This is a genomic window from Streptomyces sp. NBC_01304 (assembly GCF_035975855.1).
GTDB lineage: Bacteria > Actinomycetota > Actinomycetes > Streptomycetales > Streptomycetaceae > Streptomyces.
In genome coordinates this window covers 7,318,931-7,334,704 of record NZ_CP109055.1, presented here as the reverse complement: position 1 = coordinate 7,334,704, position 15,774 = coordinate 7,318,931, and the positions used below count along the sequence as shown (strand labels likewise).

Genomic DNA, 15,774 nt, shown 5'->3' with positions numbered 1-15,774 from the left:
TCGGGTGTCGCAGGATGGGGTGAACCGTTGATTGATGAAACGGTGACCCCGGCTAAAGCGATGGGTAGCTCGTGCTCATACGACTCCTGCGGAAACACCTCGCTCCGTACAAGAACTCCATAGCCCTGCTGGTGCTGCTGCAGTTCCTGCAGACCTGCGCCACGCTGTACCTGCCCACCCTGAACGCCGACATCATCGACAAGGGTGTGGTGAAGGGGGACACGGGCTACATCCTGTCCTTCGGCGCCATCATGATCGCGATCACCGTGGTCCAGGTGGTGTGCAACATCGGTGCCGTCTTCTACGGCGCCAGGACCGCCGCGGCTCTCGGCCGGGACGTCCGGGCCTCGATCTTCGACCGGGTGCAGTCGTTCTCCGCCCGGGAGGTCGGCCACTTCGGGGCTCCCACCCTGATCACCCGTACCACCAATGACGTCCAGCAGGTCCAGATGCTGGTCCTGATGTCGTTCACGCTGATGGTGTCCGCGCCCATCATGTGCGTCGGCGGCATCGTGATGGCACTCAGCCTCGACGTCCCGCTGTCTTCGGTGCTCGTCGCGGTCGTGCCGGTCCTCGGGATCTGCGTGACCATCATCGTGCGCAAGCTGCGGCCGCTGTTCCGCACCATGCAGGTGCGGCTCGACAAGGTGAACCAGGTGCTGCGCGAGCAGATCACCGGTAACCGTGTGATCAGGGCGTTCGTCCGGGACTCGTACGAGAAGGAGCGCTTTCGCGGCGCCAACACCGAGCTGACGGACGTCTCGCTCGGCACCGGGCGGCTCCTCGCCCTGATGTTCCCGATCGTCATGACGACGGTGAACATCTCGTCCATCGCGGTGGTCTGGTTCGGTGCGCACCGCATCGACAGCGGCGGCATGGAGATCGGCGCGCTGACCGCGTTCCTGGCCTATCTGATGCAGATCGTGATGAGCGTCATGATGGCCACCTTCATGTTCATGATGGTGCCGCGCGCCGAGGTCTGTGCCGAGCGCATCGAGGAGGTCCTGGACACCGAGAGCAGTGTGGTGCCGCCCAGCAACCCCGTGCGGGAGCTGACGCGGCACGGGCATCTGGAGATTCGCGGCGCCGGGTTCTGCTATCCGGGTGCCGAGGAATCCGTGCTCCAGGACGTCCGGCTGGTGGCCAGGCCCGGGGAGACGACCGCGGTGATCGGGTCGACGGGCAGCGGGAAGTCGACGCTGCTCGGACTCGTACCGCGACTGTTCGACGCCACGGACGGCGAGGTCCTTGTGGACGGGGTGGACGTACGCACCCTGGACCCCGCGCTCCTGGCGAAGACCGTGGGGCTCGTGCCGCAGAAGCCGTATCTCTTCTCCGGGACCGTCGCGACGAATCTGCGGTACGGAAACCCGGACGCGACGGACGACGAACTGTGGCAGGCGCTGGAGGTGGCGCAGGCCCGGGACTTCGTGGAGCGCCTGGAGAACGGGCTCAACTCGCCCATCGCGCAAGGCGGGACGAATGTGTCCGGCGGTCAGCGCCAGCGGCTCGCGATCGCGCGGACCCTGGTGCAGCGGCCGGAGATCTACCTCTTCGACGACTCCTTCTCGGCCCTCGACTACGCGACGGACGCCGCGCTGCGGGCCGCGCTCGGGCGGGAGACCGCCGAGGCGACCGTGGTGATCGTCGCCCAGCGGGTGGCGACCATCCGGGACGCCGACCGCATCGTGGTCCTCGACGAGGGCCGGGTCGTCGGGACCGGGCGCCATCACGAACTGATGGACAGCAATGAGACCTATCGGGAGATCGTGCTCTCCCAGCTCACGGAAGCGGAGGCTGCCTGATGGCCGGGCCTGCAGGGCGGATGATGGCCGGGGGCGGCCCCGATCAGCGGTCCATGGACTTCAAGAACTCCGGCAAGCGGCTGCTCGCGCAGTTCAAGCCGGAGCGGATCACAATGTACGGCCTGCTGCTCGCGGTCGTGCTCAGCGTGGGCCTCTCGGTGGTCGGGCCGAAGATCCTCGGCCACGCGACCGACCTGATCTTCTCCGGCATCGTCGGCAAGGACATGGAGGCCGGGCAGACCAAGGCCGAGGTGCTCGCGAAGATGCGGGAGCACGGCCAGGGCAAGATGGCCGACATGCTCTCCGGGATGGACTTCACCCCCGGCAAGGGCATCGACTTCAACGCGGTCGGCGAGGTGCTGCTGCTCGCGCTCGCGATCTTCGTGGTGGCGGGCCTGCTGATGGCGATCGCCACGCGGCTGGTGAACCGGGCGGTCAACCGCACCGTGTACCGGATGCGCGAGGACATGCAGGCGAAGCTGTCCCGGCTCCCGCTGTCGTACTTCGACAAGCGGCAGCGCGGTGAGGTGCTGAGCCGGGCGACCAACGACATCGACAACATCGGGCAGACCCTGCAGCAGTCGATGGGCCAGCTCATCAACTCGCTGCTCACCATCATCGGCGTACTGGTGATGATGTTCTGGATCTCGCCGCTGCTCGCGCTCGTCGCGCTGATCACGGTGCCGCTGTCGTTCCTGGTGGCGACCCGGGTCGGCAAGCGCTCGCAGCCGCACTTCGTGCAGCAGTGGAAGACGACGGGCAAGCTCAACGCGCACGTCGAGGAGATGTACACGGGCCACGCGCTGGTGAAGGTCTTCGGGCGGCAGGACGAGTCGGCCCGTGACTTCGCCGAGCAGAACGACGCGCTGTACGAGGCCGGGTTCAAGGCGCAGTTCAACAGCGGGGTCATGCAGCCGCTGATGTTCTTCATCTCGAACCTCAACTATGTGCTTGTGGCTGTCGTGGGTGGTCTGCGGGTCGCTTCCGGGTCGCTGTCGATCGGCGACGTCCAGGCGTTCATCCAGTACTCGCGGCAGTTCTCGATGCCGCTGACGCAGGTCGCGTCGATGGCCAACCTGGTGCAGTCCGGCGTCGCTTCGGCCGAGCGGATCTTCGAGCTGCTCGACGCGGAGGAGCAGGAGCCGGACCCGATGCCGGGCGAGCGGCCGGCGCATCTGCGGGGTCTGGTCGCGCTGGAGAACGTCTCCTTCCGGTACGAGGAGGACAAGCCCCTGATCGAGGACCTGTCCCTCACCGTGGAGCCGGGGCACACGGTCGCGATCGTCGGGCCGACGGGCGCGGGCAAGACCACGCTCGTCAACCTGCTGATGCGGTTCTACGACGTGACGGGCGGGCGGATCACGCTCGACGGGGTCGACATCGCGAAGATGTCGCGCGACGAACTCCGGTCCGGGATCGGCATGGTGCTGCAGGACACCTGGCTGTTCGGCGGGACGATCGCGGAGAACATCGCGTACGGCGCGGCGAAGGACGTGACGCGGGAGGAGATCGAGGAGGCCGCGCGTGCGGCCCACGCCGACCGGTTCATCCGTACGCTCCCCGAGGGCTACGACACGGTGATCGACGACGAGGGCACGGGCGTCAGCGCGGGTGAGAAGCAGCTCATCACCATCGCGCGGGCCTTCCTGTCCGACCCGGTGATCCTGGTGTTGGACGAGGCGACGAGCTCGGTCGACACCCGTACGGAGGTCCTGATCCAGAAGGCGATGGCCCGGCTCGCCCACGGCCGTACGTCGTTCGTGATCGCGCACCGGCTCTCCACGATCCGGGACGCGGACACGATCCTCGTGATGGAGAACGGCTCGATCGTCGAACAGGGCACGCACAGCGCGCTGTTGGAGGCGGGCGGGGCGTATGCCCGCCTGTACAAGGCGCAGTTCGCTCAGGCTGTCGCCGAGGTGGACTAGCCGGGTCTGCTGCCGCACTCTGGGTTTCATGCGCAAGGGTGCGGCAGCTGCGGGCAGCGCGGTCTTCTTCCTGGCCGCTCCGATGGTCGTCACGGGGGTAGTCCCGTGGTGGCTCACCGGGGGCTGGGACGCGGGTCGTTCATGGCTTCTTCCGGTACGTATCGCCGGCTGGGCGGTGCTCGTGGGCTCGGCGGCCCTGCTGATCCACTCGTTCGCCCGTTTCGTGGTGCAGGGACTCGGGACGCCCGCGCCCGTGGCGCCCACGGAGCATCTGGTCGTCACCGGGGCCTATCGCTACGTGCGGAATCCGATGTACGTGGCTGTGGTGGCGCTCATCCTTGCGCAGGGGCTGGTGCTTTCGCGGCCGCTGCTGCTCGGGTACGGGGGCCTCGCCTGGGCGGTGATGGCGACGTTCGTGCGCATCTATGAAGAGCCCACGCTGCGGCGGCAGTTCGGGGCGGAGTACGGGGCGTATCGGGGGGCTGTGCGGGGGTGGGTGCCGGTGCTTCGGGCTTACCGTTCCGCTCCCCCACCCCGCCCCTTCCCGTAATTCTGCGAAGCCTTCCGCCCTTCGGGCGGTGTCCTCAAACGCCGGACGGGCTGATTCATCGAGCTCGGCCTCGATGAATCAGCCCGTCCGGCGTTTGAGGACAGTCTTTGAAGCCGGCGGCAGCCTTACGGGAAGGGGCGGGGCGGGGACTATTTCGACTTGTCGACGACGCAGAACCGGTTGCCCTCCGGATCGGACAGCACGACGAAGTCCGCGTCGGCCGGATACTGCCAGCCCAGCACGACCTCCGCCCCAAGGCCCACCAGTCGGTCGATCTCGGCCTGCGGATCATCCGCGTACAGATCGAGATGCACGCGCGGCTGCAGCTGGGGTCGCGTCTCCAGCGTGTCCAGTGCCAGGTGCGCGCCCGCCGCACCATCCGGCGGCACCAGGATCACCGAATCCACCACGGGTCCGGGGTCACGCGGGACATACCCCAAGGCCCGACTCCAGAAGGCCAGCGCCCGCTGAACGTCGTCCACTCCCAGCACGGTCGTACCAAGCGTCAGCATGAGCCCATGCTGCCGGCCCGGGCCGTGCCGGGCCCGTCAGTCCAGGTAGCCGCGGAGCTGGTCCGCGAAGGCGTGGTCGCGGAGCTTGTTGAGGGTCTTGGACTCGATCTGGCGGATGCGTTCCCGGGTCACGCCGAAGATCCGGCCGATCTCCTCGAGGGTGCGCGGACGCCCGTCCGCCAGGCCGTACCGCAGCTGCACCACCTTGCGCTCACGCTCGCCGAGAGTGGAGAGCACGGCCTCCAGATGCTCCCTGAGCAGCAGGAACGCCGCAGACTCCACGGGCGACGTCGCATCGCCGTCCTCGATCAGGTCGCCGAGCGCGACATCGTCCTCCTCGCCGACCGGGGCGTGCAGCGACACCGGTTCCTGGGCCAGGCGCAGGACCTCGCTGACCCGCTCGGGCGCCAGGTCCAGGTGTGCGGCGACCTCTTCGGGCGTGGGCTCGTAGCCCCGCTCCTGCAGCATGCGGCGCTGGACGCGGACCACGCGGTTGATGAGCTCGACCACATGGACCGGGACCCGGATGGTGCGGGCCTGGTCGGCGAGGGCCCGGGACATGGCCTGGCGGATCCACCACGTGGCGTACGTGGAGAACTTGTAGCCGCGGGCGTAGTCGAACTTCTCAACTGCCCTGATCAGGCCCAGGTTTCCCTCCTGGACGAGGTCGAGCATGGTGAGCCCGCGTCCCACGTACCGCTTGGCGACCGACACGACCAGGCGCAGGTTCGCCTCGATCAGGCGGCGCTTGGCCATGCGGCCCATGACTACCAACTTGTCGAGGTCCAGGGCGAGTTGGGAGTCCAGGTCGGAGGCGGAGCCCAGCTTCTCCTCGGCGAAGAGGCCGGCCTCCACGCGGCGCGCGAGGTCGACCTCGTCGGCCGCGGTGAGCAGCGGGATCCGTCCGATCTCGCGCAGGTACTGGCGGAACAGGTCGGACGAGGGCCCGCCGGTCTCGGGCCGGGTGCGGGGCTCGGGAGCCTCGACGTGCTCCACGATCTCCACTGCCTCGGGAGGCTCCGCCGGCTCCGCGGCCTCGGCCTCCGCCGTCGCGGGCGGCGCTCCGGCCGCCTCCGCCTCGGGGTGGTGCACGGCCCGGCTCTGTGCCGGGACCGCGGTGATGATGTCCCCGTCCGGGGCTCCGGCGTCGCCGGATTCGCCCTGGGGCGGGGTGGGTTGAGTCAACGTCTGGGTCTGGGTCTGCACGGGGGCGACCTCCATGGTGATCGCAGCTGCCGGTTCGGGGGCGTGCGGCAGCGGGACGTCCGGGGCGTCGACGGCCGCGCCGCCGTATGTCCCGTAATCGTTGAGCGGATCCGCGGGGTTGTCGGGCCCGTGTTCGCTGGGCCGGCCGCGCTCCGAGGACTCAGGCACCGCCCCCAGTGTGGGGTACGACACATCTCCGCCACGAGGGGCGTGCGGTGACTTTTTGAGTCCGGTCCGTGACCACCCGGTTACCCACGAGGGAAACTCGCATGCCGGTTCGGGACGTGTCTGCGACGATCGAACGATGTACGATCACCAACTTTCGGCCCCCTCCTCGGGGTACCGCCCAACTCCGCTGTACGAGGCCCATGTCACCGTCCGCTGCGAGGACGCGGAGACCTTCGGGGCCTTCGAACGGTGGGCCGCCGAGGCCTCGTTGAAGGTGACCCACATCGTCCTCGCCCGTGGCCGTACGGTGTCGCAGCCGATGCTCACGCTGCGCGACGCGAGGTCGTACGAGGAGCAGCTCGGGGTGGCCCGGGCGGTCGCGGAGCGGCTGCGCGACGCGGGGTTCGAGCCGGTGCGGATCAAGGTCGAGACTGCGGTCCGGTCGCCCGAGGTGCCGCGGGACGCGGACGCCGACCGATTCACCTTCGGGGAGCGGCACTTCGAGCACCACGTGAAGCTGCTGCTCGACGCCGGCTTCGACCGCGCGGCGCTGACCGGGGTGGCCGTGGCACACGGGGCGCATCTGTCGTGGAACGCGCGGCGGGTGCGGGAGGGCGGACGGCACGAGCGCTTCTTGACGCAGCGCTGCTTCGGGGTGGGCGCGGAGTCGGCGGGGCGGGAGCTGGATGCGTTGCTGGCGGGGCTGTCGGCGTACGAAGTGGTCGGTGTGGAGCGGGAGTTCGTGCTGTACGACAGCGACCTGTCGGTGGACGACGGGTGGATCGAGCCGAGGAACGTGACGAGGAAGGCGGGGGCGGTGGCATGAGCGAGGCATGGCGGAAGTTCAGCTGGAACGACGACCAGGAGGTGCCGAGCGAGCCGCTGAGCGAGGAGCAGCGTGCATGGCTGAAGCTGCCGCGCACGCTCGTGCCGGCCGATTCCCGGGTGGTCCAACAGGCCGTCTTCGAGCCCGCTTTCAAGCATCTGGACCGGGCCTACCGGGCCCTCGACCCGGACTTCGCCGACCAGGAGCAGGCCGCCGCATGGAAGGCGGCACGGCAGGATGCGCTGCACACCGTGCTGGCGGCGGTCGCCGGCTCGCCGTGGGTCGACTCGCTGGTGCTGCGCGGCAGTGTGCTCCTTCCGCTGTGGCTGGGTGAGGCGGCGCGGGAGCCCGGTGACCTGGACTTCGTCGTCGTGCCCGAGGGCTGGCGGGTCGAGGAGGGGCGCACCCGGCGGATGCTGGACGGCATCGCGGAGGCGGCCCAGCGCATGGCGGAGCAGGGCGGTGGGGCGCTCGGGATCTCGGCGGGCGGTGCGGTGATCGAGGAGATCTGGACGTACGACCGGGTGCCGGGCCTGCGGATGATGCTGCCGTGGGCGGTGCCCGGACTGCCGGGCGGGCAGGTCCAGTTGGACTTCGTGTTCAACGAGAAGCTGCCGGTGCCGCCGGAGCCGGTGGCCTTCCCCGGCGGGGTGGTCGTGCAGGCCGCGACGCCCGAGCTGTCCCTGGCCTGGAAGGTGATGTGGCTGGTCAGCGACGCCTACCCGCAGGGCAAGGACCTGTATGACGCGGTGCTGCTCGCGGAGCGGTATCCGCTGCGGTACGCGCTGCTCGACGAGGTGTTCCGGCTGGCCGAGGCCGAGCCGTATCCGTATCACGCCGTGGAGTCGGCCCACATCGAGCGGATCCAGGACGACGTGGAATGGGAGGACTTCCTGAAGGAGTACCCGCAGATCGGCGGGCACGACTTCGCGCATGTGGACCGCCTCAAGGCCGCGCTGGCGCCCACGTTCCTGGAAGTGCCCGAGGCTTGACCGGCCGCCCGCCCGTCAGGGCCGGCCCGGTCCGGTCCGGTCCGGTCAGAGCGCGTCGGCCCCGCGGTCCATCAGCGCCCGGTTGTACCGCTGGAGAACCATCAACTCCTGCTGTACAGCGGCCAGTTGCTGGGGGTCGGCGTGCTGGCCGAGCCGGGCCAGCGTGCCCTGGACCTCGGCGATGCGCCGGTCGACCGCGCGGCGGCGGACCCAGACCAGCTGCTCCCCCGCGTAGGCCACGTCGACCGCTCTGCGCATGATGGCCTCGACGGCCAGTTCCGTGACCATGGCACGGACCGCGTCGTCGGGCGCGGCCTCCCGGACACGTACGAGATATTCCTGCGGGTCCTGCGTGCCGAGCTCCGCGCCGCCCGCCTCCATGATCGCCTGGCGTACGGCGGCGTAGGGTGCGGCGGTGAACTCGTCGATGCCGTACGCGTCGAAGGCCGGGGAGACCAACTCGGGCCGCTGCAGGGCGAGCTTGAGCAGCTCGCGCTCGGTGGCGAACACCGGGTTGCGCAGGTTCAGGGCCGGGCCCGAGGGGCCGGAGGAGCCCGCTGTGAAGGTCTGGCCCTGAGCGGGTGTGGGCGCGGGCCCCCGGCCGCCCCGGTCGCGGGCCCAACGGGCCAGCTGGGCCACCCGCTTGACCACGAACTGGGTGTCGAGGATGCCGAGCATCCCGGCGAGCTGGACCGCGACCTCGTGCTGCGCCCCGGTGTTCTTGATGCGGGCCACGATGGGCGCGGCCTCGTCCAGGGCACCCGCACGGCCAGCCGGGGTCTCCAGGTCGTACCGGGCCACGATCTGGCGCAGGGCGAACTCGAAGAGCGGAGTGCGGGGTTGGACCAGGTCGGCGACCGCCTCGTCGCCCTTGGCCAGGCGCAGGTCGCAGGGGTCCATGCCCTCGGGGGCGACGGCGATGTAGGTCTCGGCGGCGAACTTCTGGTCGTCCTCGAAGGCGCGCAGGGCCGCCTTCTGGCCGGCCGCGTCGCCGTCGAAGGTGAAGATCACGCGCGCCGAGCCGTTGTCCATGAGGAGCCGGCGCAGGATCTTGATGTGGTCGCTGCCGAAGGCCGTGCCGCAGGTGGCGATGGCGGTGGTGACGCCGGCCAGGTGGCAGGCCATGACGTCGGTGTAGCCCTCGACGACGACCGCGCGGGAGGTCTTGGCGATCTCCTTCTTGGCGAGATCGACGCCGTACAGGACCTGCGACTTCTTGTAGATCGCGGTCTCGGGGGTGTTCAGGTACTTCGGGCCGTTGTCGTCGTCGCGGAGCTTGCGGGCGCCGAAGCCGACGACATCGCCGGAGATGTCCCGGATCGGCCACATCAGTCGGCCGCGGAAGCGGTCGATGGGGCCACGGCGGCCCTCCTGGGAGAGGCCGGAGAGGGTGAGCTCCTTGTCGCTGAAGCCCTTGCCGCGCAGGAAGCGGGTGAGGTGGTCCCAGCCGGCCGGGCTGTACCCGACGCCGAAGTGCGCCGCGGCGGCTTGGTCGAAGCCGCGCTCGGCGAGGAACTTCCGGCCGATCTCGGCCTCGGCGCTCTCCAGCTGCTCGACGTAGAACTGCGCCGCGACCTTGTGCGCCTCGACCAGGCGGATGCGCTCGCCGCGCTGGTGGGAGGGGTTGTACCCGCCCTCTTCGTAGCGCAGCGTGATGCCCGCCTGGCCGGCCAGGCGCTCGACGACCTCCGAGAAGGACAGGTGGTCGACCTTCATCACGAACGTGATGGTGTCGCCGCCCTCCTGGCAGCCGAAGCAGTGGAAGAGGCCCTTGCTGGGGCTGACCTGGAAGGACGGTGACTTTTCGTCGTGGAAGGGGCAGAGCCCCTTGAGATTGCCGCCCCCGGCGTTGCGCAGCTGGAGGTACTCGGAAACGACGGCGTCGATCGGGACCGCGTCCCGTACCGCCTTCACGTCGTCGTCATTGATCCTGCCTGCCACGCGTGAAGTCTACGGGGGCGGACTGACATCTCAGTCTGCGAGTGAGCTCAGGGGGACGGAAGCATCGGTGAGCTGCGTCGCGTCCAGGGTGCGGCCCGAGCGGATCAGGCGCTGTACGTCGTCCGTGACGTCCCACACGTTCACGTTCATGCCCGCCAGGACCTTGCCCTCGCTCAGCCAGAACGCGATGAACTCGCGCTTCCCGAGATCGCCGCGGATCACCACTTGGTCGTACGAGCCCGGGGGCGCCCAGCCCGAGTACTCGAGGCCGACGTCGTACTGGTCGGAGAAGAAGTAGGGCACGCGGTCGTACGTGACCTCCTGGCCGAGCATCGCGCGGGCGGCGGCAGGACCGCCGTTCAGGGCGTTGGCCCAGTGCTCGACGCGCAGGCGGTGGTCGAAGAGCGGGTGGCGGGCGGCGGCCACGTCGCCCGCCGCGTAGATGTCGGGGTCGGAGGTGCGCAGGCTCGCGTCCACCGCGATGCCGCCGCCGTGCTCACGGTCGGCGAGGGCGAGCCCGGCGGCCTCGGCGAGGCCGGTGCGGGGCGCGGCGCCGATCGCGGCGAGGACGTCGTGCGCGGGGTGCTCCTCGCCGTCGTCCGTCAGGGCGGCCAGGACCACGCCGTCCTGACCGGTGATCTCGGTGAGCTTGGCGCCGAAGTGGAAGCGGACGCCGTGCTCGGTGTGCAGGTCGGCGAAGAGCTGTCCGAGCTCGGGCCCGAGGACGGAGTGCAGCGGGGTCGGCTCGGGTTCGACGACGGTGACCTCCGCGCCGTACGTACGGGCGGCCGCGGCGACCTCCAGGCCGATCCAGCCGGCGCCCGCGATGACCAGGTGGCCGTTGTCCCGGCCGAGGGCGCCGAGGACACCCTTCAGGCGTTCGGAGTGGGCCAGGCGGCGCAGGTGGTGGACGCCGACGAGGTCGGTGCCGGGGACGCTGAGGCGGCGCGGCTCGGCGCCGGTGGCGAGCAACAGCTTGTCGTAGGCGATGGCGGTGCCGTCGCCGAGGCGTACCGCCTTCTTCTCGCGGTCCAGCGAGACGGCGGGCTGGCCGAGGTGCAGCTCGATGTCGTGCTGCGCGTACCAGGCGGGCTCGTGCACGAAGACGCTGTCGCGCTCCTCCTTACCGAGGAGGTAGCCCTTCGACAGCGGAGGGCGCTCGTAGGGGTGGTCGCGCTCGTCACAGATGAGGATCACCCGGCCGGTGAACCCTTCGGCGCGCAGGGATTCGGCCGCCTTGGCGCCGGCCAGACCCCCACCGATGATGACGAACGACTGATCCGCGTCCACCACTTGATGCCTCCTCGCCACTGCCGTACAACTGCCGTTCCATCTTGCCGCCATCTGCGAGCGTCCCGCACGGAGCGTAATCGCGGAAGGGGGTGGCGCCCGTTCGTGGCTCATTCCTGTCGTGTGCCGGGGGCAATTCCGGTCAGGCCCGTGCCCCTGTGAGCCGGGCGTGCAGGGAGCGCGCGGAGGCGTCGGTGAGGGCCGCGATCTGGTCGACCACCACGCGTTTACGTCCCTGTTCGTCGGGTGCGGCGTCGAAGAGAGCCCGGAACTGGGGGTCCAGGCCCTCGGGCGCCCGCGCGGTGAGCGCCGCGGCGAGCTCGGCGATCACGACGCGCTGGTCCGCGCGGAGCCGCTCCTGCTCGTCACGCTGCATCACATAGCGGTCGGCCACGGCCTTCAACACCGCGCATTCATGGCGTGTTTCACGCGGTACCACGAGTTCCGCGGCGTACCGCGTGAGTCTTCCTGTGCCGTACGCGGCGCGCGTGGCGGCCTCGGCGGACTGGCAGAAGCGGCCGATGAGCTGGCTGGTGGCGTCTTTCAGCCTGGCCTGGGCGACGGCCGATCCGTCGTAGCCGTGCGGCCACCATTCCTGGTCGAGGAGGCGGTCCAGGGCCTCGCCGAGCTCTTCGGGGGACGTGTCCTCGGGGACGTACCGGCCGATGGCGACCTCGAAGACCGCCTGCCGTTCGGGTTCCGCGTGCAGGCAGTTGGGGTCGATGTGGCCCGCGTGCAGTCCGTCCTCGACGTCGTGCACGGAGTACGCGACGTCGTCGGACCAGTCCATGACCTGGGCCTCGAAGCAGGTCCGGTGGGCGGGGGCGCCCTTGCGGGCCCACTCGAAGACGGGCCGGTCGTCCTCGTACACCCCGAACTTCGTCGACTTGGGGTCGTGCGGGTGGGCGCCGCGCGACCAGGGGTACTTGGTGGCGGCGTCGAGCGCGGCACGGGTGAGATTCAGTCCTACGCTGACGAGCTCGCCCGTGGTGTCGCTGGGGACGAACCGCTTGGGCTCGAGGCGCGTGAGCAGTCGGAGCGACTGGGCGTTGCCCTCGAACCCGCCGCAGTCCTCGGCGAATTCGTTGAGCGCCTGCTCGCCGTTGTGCCCGAAGGGCGGGTGGCCCATGTCGTGCGCGAGGCAGGCCGTCTCGACCAGGTCCGGGTCGCAGCCGAGGGCGGCGCCCAGCTCGCGGCCGACCTGGGCGCACTCCAGGGAGTGCGTCAGCCGGGTGCGCGGGCTGGCGTCCCAGGCCTGGCTCCTGGTGCCGGGCGTGACGACCTGGGTCTTGCCGGCCAGGCGGCGCAGGGCCGCGGAGTGCAGCACGCGCGCGCGGTCGCGCTGGAAGGCGGTGCGGCCGGGGCGCTTGTCGGGCTCGGTGGCCCAGCGCTCTATGGCTGCGGGGTCATAGGCGTCGGTCGGTCGGGGGCCGTTGAGCGGTGCTGTGCCTTCCATAGCCCCGACAGTAAACGGAAGCAGTGACAATCCGGGCGTCAGGTGACTGTTGGCTCAGGAAGCGGAGGCCAGTTGGAGACGGTCGGTCGTCGTGGTGGCGGTGAGCGCCTGGTCGTAGCGGTGCAGCAGCAGCTGGGCGACGGCCGGGTGCGCGCCGAGCGGGGCGGCCGCGATCCAGGGGGCGCCGGCCGCGGACTGGGCGGCGAAGCGGCCGGGTGCGGTGAAGTACGAGGCGACGGCGGCCCGGTGCCGGCCGCGGGCGGCGAGGGAGCGCAGGGCGGCGGCGACGGTGGGCGCGGCGGCGGACGCGTAGGCGGGAATGACGGGGACGCCGAGCCTTTCGGCCAGTTCCTGAGCGGTACGCCTGGTGTCGGCGAGCCCTTCCGGGTCGCTGGAGCCGGCCGCGGCGAGGACGACGCCGGCGCTCCGGCGCACGGCGGGGGTGAAGCCAGGGCCTGTTGTGAGTTCCCCGTCGTCCGCGCGAAGCGCGGGCGCAGCGGCGTTCGGTGCGTGCCCTCGGTGTGCGGCGTCACAGGTCATGTGGCGGAGCCACCTGTCCTGCGACGCCGTGCAGCGAGGGTGCGTGCCGGGCGTCGGGGCGCAGGCGGGGAACTCACAACAGGCCCTGGGCCCGGTGGGCCAGCCGGCTTCGACGAGGCGGGCGTACAGCGCCTCCACGAGCAGCGGGTGCGGGCCGAGCGGGGCGGCGATGCGGGTGTGCAGGTGGGGAGCGGCTGCCGCGGCGGCGGGCAGGTCCTGCTTGACGTGGTAGCCGCGGCCGAGCAGGAGGGGCACGAGGACGGCGCGGCCGGGGCCGAGCGCCGCGAGGGTGTCGGTGAGCAGTGGCTCGTTGAGTTCTATGTGGCCGAGCCGGACGGGCAACGATGGACGCAGCTCGCGGACTCTATTGAGTAGGGACGTGACGGTGGCGAGGGTGCGGGGGTCGCGGCTGCCGTGGGCGGCGAGCACCAGGGTGGGAGGTGGTTCGGGGCGGCGCCTGCCGCTGAGGGAGACGTGGCTGAGCTGGTCGCCGAGCTGGGCGGTGATCCGGTTCATGAGCTGCGCCGTACTGTCGAAGGTGTCGAAGGTGGCGGACTTGTCGAAGGTGCCGTCGAGCGTGCGGTCGTCGCGCGGAGGGTTCGACGCTGTCATGGGCCAAGCGTGGGGGGCGGAGATTGCCGCCTCGTTGCGCGGCGGTGACGGGTGCTTTCCTGTGCGCTCACGGGGCTCCTGCGTGGGGTGTCAGGGCCGGTGAGGTTCCTCACGCGGGGCGGGCGAACTGATCGAGCGCGGGCGGGCGTCATAGCCGGAGCCGGGGACGGGGGCCGGTTGCTGGGACGGGATGGGCACGACTGGTGGGGATTGCGGGGGTTCGGATGGGCGAGTCGGCGGGGCGGCTGAGGACTGCCGGGACGCGGGTGCGGGCTGCGGTGGGGCGGGTGCGGGTCCGGCTGCCCCGTACCCGGCGTGGGCGGCGGCGGGCCGTGCAGGGGCTGATGCTCGGGTGCGTGCTCGCGCTGCTGCCGTCGACGTGGATGCACGCGGTGGCGGACAGCCGGGTCGGCAGCACGGCCACGGCGCCGCGGGCGCAGGTCGCGATGGTGTTCGGGGCCGGGCTGTGGAACGGCGAGCCGTCGCCGTATCTGGCCCATCGCCTGGACGCGGCGGCCGAGTTGTACCGGGCGGGGAAGATCGAGGTCGTCCTGGTCACCGGGGACAACAGCCGGGTGGAGTACGACGAGCCGGACGCCATGCGCGCCTATCTGAAGAAGCACGGCGTGCCGGACCGGCGGATCGTCAGCGACTACGCGGGGTTCGACACCTGGGACTCCTGCGTGCGGGCCAAGAAGATCTTCGGCGTCGACCGCGCGGTGCTGATCAGCCAGGGCTTCCACATACGCCGGGCGGTCGCGCTCTGCCGCTCGGCGGGCATCGACGCGTACGGCGTGGGGGTCGAGGCCGTGCACGACGCGACCTGGTACTACGGCGGCGTACGGGAGTTGATCGCCTCGGGGAAGGCGGCGGCCGACGCCCTGTTCGAGCCGGACCCGACGTTCCTCGGGGAGCGCGAGCGCGGAGTGACCGATGCCCTGAGGGCGCGGCGCTGAGCACATCTTCTGGCGCTGATCTTGTGTTGCGGCGATGACAGAGCGGGGCCGTCCTGCCAGACTGACGCCGGTCGATATGCCAATTAGTCATATGGGCCAAGCCGGTTGAGCCGGTCGCCCCCGACCGGTTCCAGGACGCAGGGAGCGCAGGGAGCCATGACCGCTGATCTGAGCAACAAGGTCGTCGTCGTCACCGGAGGCGCACGCGGGCTGGGCGCCGCCGCGGCCCAGGCCGTCGTGGCGGGCGGTGGGCGGGTGGTGCTCACCGATGTGCTCGAAGAGCAGGGCGCCGAGACCGCGGGGAAGCTGGGCCCGGCCGCCCGCTTCCTGCGGCACGACGTGACCAGCGAGCGGGAGTGGCAGTCGGCGCTCGACTTCGCGGTCGCCGAGTTCGGCCGGCTCGACGGCCTGGTCAACAACGCGGGCATCTCCACCGGGCAGCTCCTGGAGCACGAGACCGTCGAGCACTTCCGGCAGGTGATCGACATCAACCTGACCGGCGTCTTCATCGGCCTCAAGACGGCCATCCCACTGCTGCGCGCGCAGGGCGGCGGCTCCATCGTCAACATGTCCTCGGCGGCCGGCCTGATGGGCCTCGCCCTGACGGCGGGCTACGGCGCGTCCAAGTGGGGCGTGCGCGGCCTGACGAAGATCGGCGCGATCGAACTGGCGGAGGCGAAGATCCGCGTCAACTCGGTCCACCCCGGCATGACTTACACCCCCATGACGGAGGGCCTCGGCCTCCGACCGGGCGAGGGCGGCTACCCCGGCACGCCGATGCGCCGGGTCGGGGTGCCGGAGGAGATCGCGGGGGCGGTGGCGTTCCTGCTGTCGGACGCGGCGGCGTATGTGACGGGGGCGGAGCTGGCGGTGGATGGGGGATGGACGGCGGGGCCCACGTTGAAGGCGCTGACCGGGATGTAATCCAGCCCATCGGGCCTCTCCAATCAGCCCGTCCGGCGTTTGAGGACACCGCCCGAAGGGCGGAAGGC

13 protein-coding genes are annotated in these 15,774 nt (G+C 70.5%); 7 read left to right on the top strand and 6 right to left on the bottom strand.

Annotated features, from left to right (window positions below; genetic code table 11):
* Positions 1–71: 71 nt before the first annotated feature.
* The 3 genes from OG430_RS32485 to OG430_RS32475 are packed head-to-tail and all read left to right on the top strand — an operon-like array spanning position 72 to position 4,283.
* Positions 72–1,805, top strand: coding sequence for an ABC transporter ATP-binding protein (locus OG430_RS32485; protein WP_327356199.1), 1,734 nt, complete (start codon positions 72–74; stop codon positions 1,803–1,805).
* Positions 1,805–3,733: an ABC transporter ATP-binding protein gene (locus OG430_RS32480; protein ID WP_327356198.1), complete on the top strand. Its 1,929-nt coding sequence runs from the start codon at positions 1,805–1,807 to the stop codon at positions 3,731–3,733. Before OG430_RS32485 ends, OG430_RS32480 begins: the two co-directional genes overlap by 1 nt.
* Positions 3,734–3,761: 28 nt before the next feature.
* A complete protein-coding gene (locus tag OG430_RS32475; protein WP_327356197.1) occupies positions 3,762–4,283 on the top strand; it encodes a methyltransferase family protein in 522 nt (173 codons plus the stop codon).
* Between the two features lie 149 nt (positions 4,284–4,432).
* Here OG430_RS32475 and OG430_RS32470 read toward each other — a convergent pair whose 3' ends face one another.
* On the bottom strand, positions 4,433–4,795 hold the full coding sequence (locus OG430_RS32470; protein WP_327356196.1) for a VOC family protein: 363 nt from the start codon (positions 4,793–4,795) through the stop codon (positions 4,433–4,435).
* Between the two features lie 36 nt (positions 4,796–4,831).
* Entirely contained in the window at positions 4,832–6,169 is a 1,338-nt protein-coding gene (locus OG430_RS32465; protein ID WP_327356195.1) for an RNA polymerase sigma factor, read from the bottom strand.
* A 136-nt stretch (positions 6,170–6,305) separates the two neighbouring features.
* Between OG430_RS32465 and OG430_RS32460 the strand changes: the two genes are divergently transcribed.
* Both OG430_RS32460 and OG430_RS32455 read left to right on the top strand, forming a co-directional pair.
* Entirely contained in the window at positions 6,306–6,995 is a 690-nt protein-coding gene (locus OG430_RS32460; protein ID WP_327356194.1) for a hypothetical protein, read from the top strand.
* On the top strand, positions 6,992–7,987 hold the full coding sequence (locus OG430_RS32455) for a nucleotidyl transferase AbiEii/AbiGii toxin family protein (protein WP_327356193.1): 996 nt from the start codon (positions 6,992–6,994) through the stop codon (positions 7,985–7,987). Before OG430_RS32460 ends, OG430_RS32455 begins: the two co-directional genes overlap by 4 nt.
* Before the next feature lie 45 nt (positions 7,988–8,032).
* Here OG430_RS32455 and dnaG read toward each other — a convergent pair whose 3' ends face one another.
* The 4 genes from dnaG to OG430_RS32435 all read right to left on the bottom strand — a co-directional run bounded on the left by dnaG (position 8,033) and on the right by OG430_RS32435 (position 13,730).
* Positions 8,033–9,928 carry a DNA primase gene (gene dnaG / locus OG430_RS32450; protein WP_327356192.1) on the bottom strand — a complete coding sequence of 632 codons (1,896 nt, stop codon included), beginning with the start codon at positions 9,926–9,928 and terminating at the stop codon, positions 8,033–8,035.
* A gap of 30 nt (positions 9,929–9,958) precedes the next feature.
* Entirely contained in the window at positions 9,959–11,221 is a 1,263-nt protein-coding gene (locus tag OG430_RS32445; RefSeq protein WP_327356191.1) for an NAD(P)/FAD-dependent oxidoreductase, read from the bottom strand.
* A gap of 139 nt (positions 11,222–11,360) precedes the next feature.
* Entirely contained in the window at positions 11,361–12,674 is a 1,314-nt protein-coding gene (locus tag OG430_RS32440; protein WP_327356190.1) for a deoxyguanosinetriphosphate triphosphohydrolase, read from the bottom strand.
* Between the two features lie 54 nt (positions 12,675–12,728).
* On the bottom strand, positions 12,729–13,730 hold the full coding sequence (locus OG430_RS32435) for a sirohydrochlorin chelatase (protein WP_327359319.1): 1,002 nt from the start codon (positions 13,728–13,730) through the stop codon (positions 12,729–12,731).
* Between the two features lie 320 nt (positions 13,731–14,050).
* On the opposite strand from OG430_RS32435, the gene OG430_RS32430 reads away from it, so the two are divergent.
* Complete coding sequence (locus OG430_RS32430; protein WP_327356189.1) at positions 14,051–14,782, top strand: SanA/YdcF family protein; 732 nt, start codon at positions 14,051–14,053, stop codon at positions 14,780–14,782.
* Positions 14,783–14,938: 156 nt separating this feature from the next.
* Positions 14,939–15,706 carry a glucose 1-dehydrogenase gene (locus OG430_RS32425; protein WP_327356188.1) on the top strand — a complete coding sequence of 256 codons (768 nt, stop codon included), beginning with the start codon at positions 14,939–14,941 and terminating at the stop codon, positions 15,704–15,706.
* The last annotated feature ends 68 nt before the right edge of the window (positions 15,707–15,774 follow it).

What these genes read in the sequence shown, in the direction of transcription:
- OG430_RS32425 (WP_327356188.1), top strand. Translation starts at nt 14,939, where the DNA reads ATGACCGCTGATCTGAGCAACAAGGTCGTCGTCGTCACCGGAGGCGCA.
- OG430_RS32475 (WP_327356197.1), top strand. Translation starts at nt 3,762, where the DNA reads ATGCGCAAGGGTGCGGCAGCTGCGGGCAGCGCGGTCTTCTTCCTGGCC.
- OG430_RS32435 (WP_327359319.1), bottom strand. Translation starts at nt 13,730, where the DNA reads ATGAACCGGATCACCGCCCAGCTCGGCGACCAGCTCAGCCACGTCTCC.
- OG430_RS32430 (WP_327356189.1), top strand. Translation starts at nt 14,051, where the DNA reads ATGGGCGAGTCGGCGGGGCGGCTGAGGACTGCCGGGACGCGGGTGCGG.
- OG430_RS32440 (WP_327356190.1), bottom strand. Translation starts at nt 12,674, where the DNA reads ATGGAAGGCACAGCACCGCTCAACGGCCCCCGACCGACCGACGCCTAT.
- OG430_RS32455 (WP_327356193.1), top strand. Translation starts at nt 6,992, where the DNA reads ATGAGCGAGGCATGGCGGAAGTTCAGCTGGAACGACGACCAGGAGGTG.
- OG430_RS32460 (WP_327356194.1), top strand. Translation starts at nt 6,306, where the DNA reads ATGTACGATCACCAACTTTCGGCCCCCTCCTCGGGGTACCGCCCAACT.
- OG430_RS32480 (WP_327356198.1), top strand. Translation starts at nt 1,805, where the DNA reads ATGGCCGGGCCTGCAGGGCGGATGATGGCCGGGGGCGGCCCCGATCAG.
- OG430_RS32470 (WP_327356196.1), bottom strand. Translation starts at nt 4,795, where the DNA reads ATGCTGACGCTTGGTACGACCGTGCTGGGAGTGGACGACGTTCAGCGG.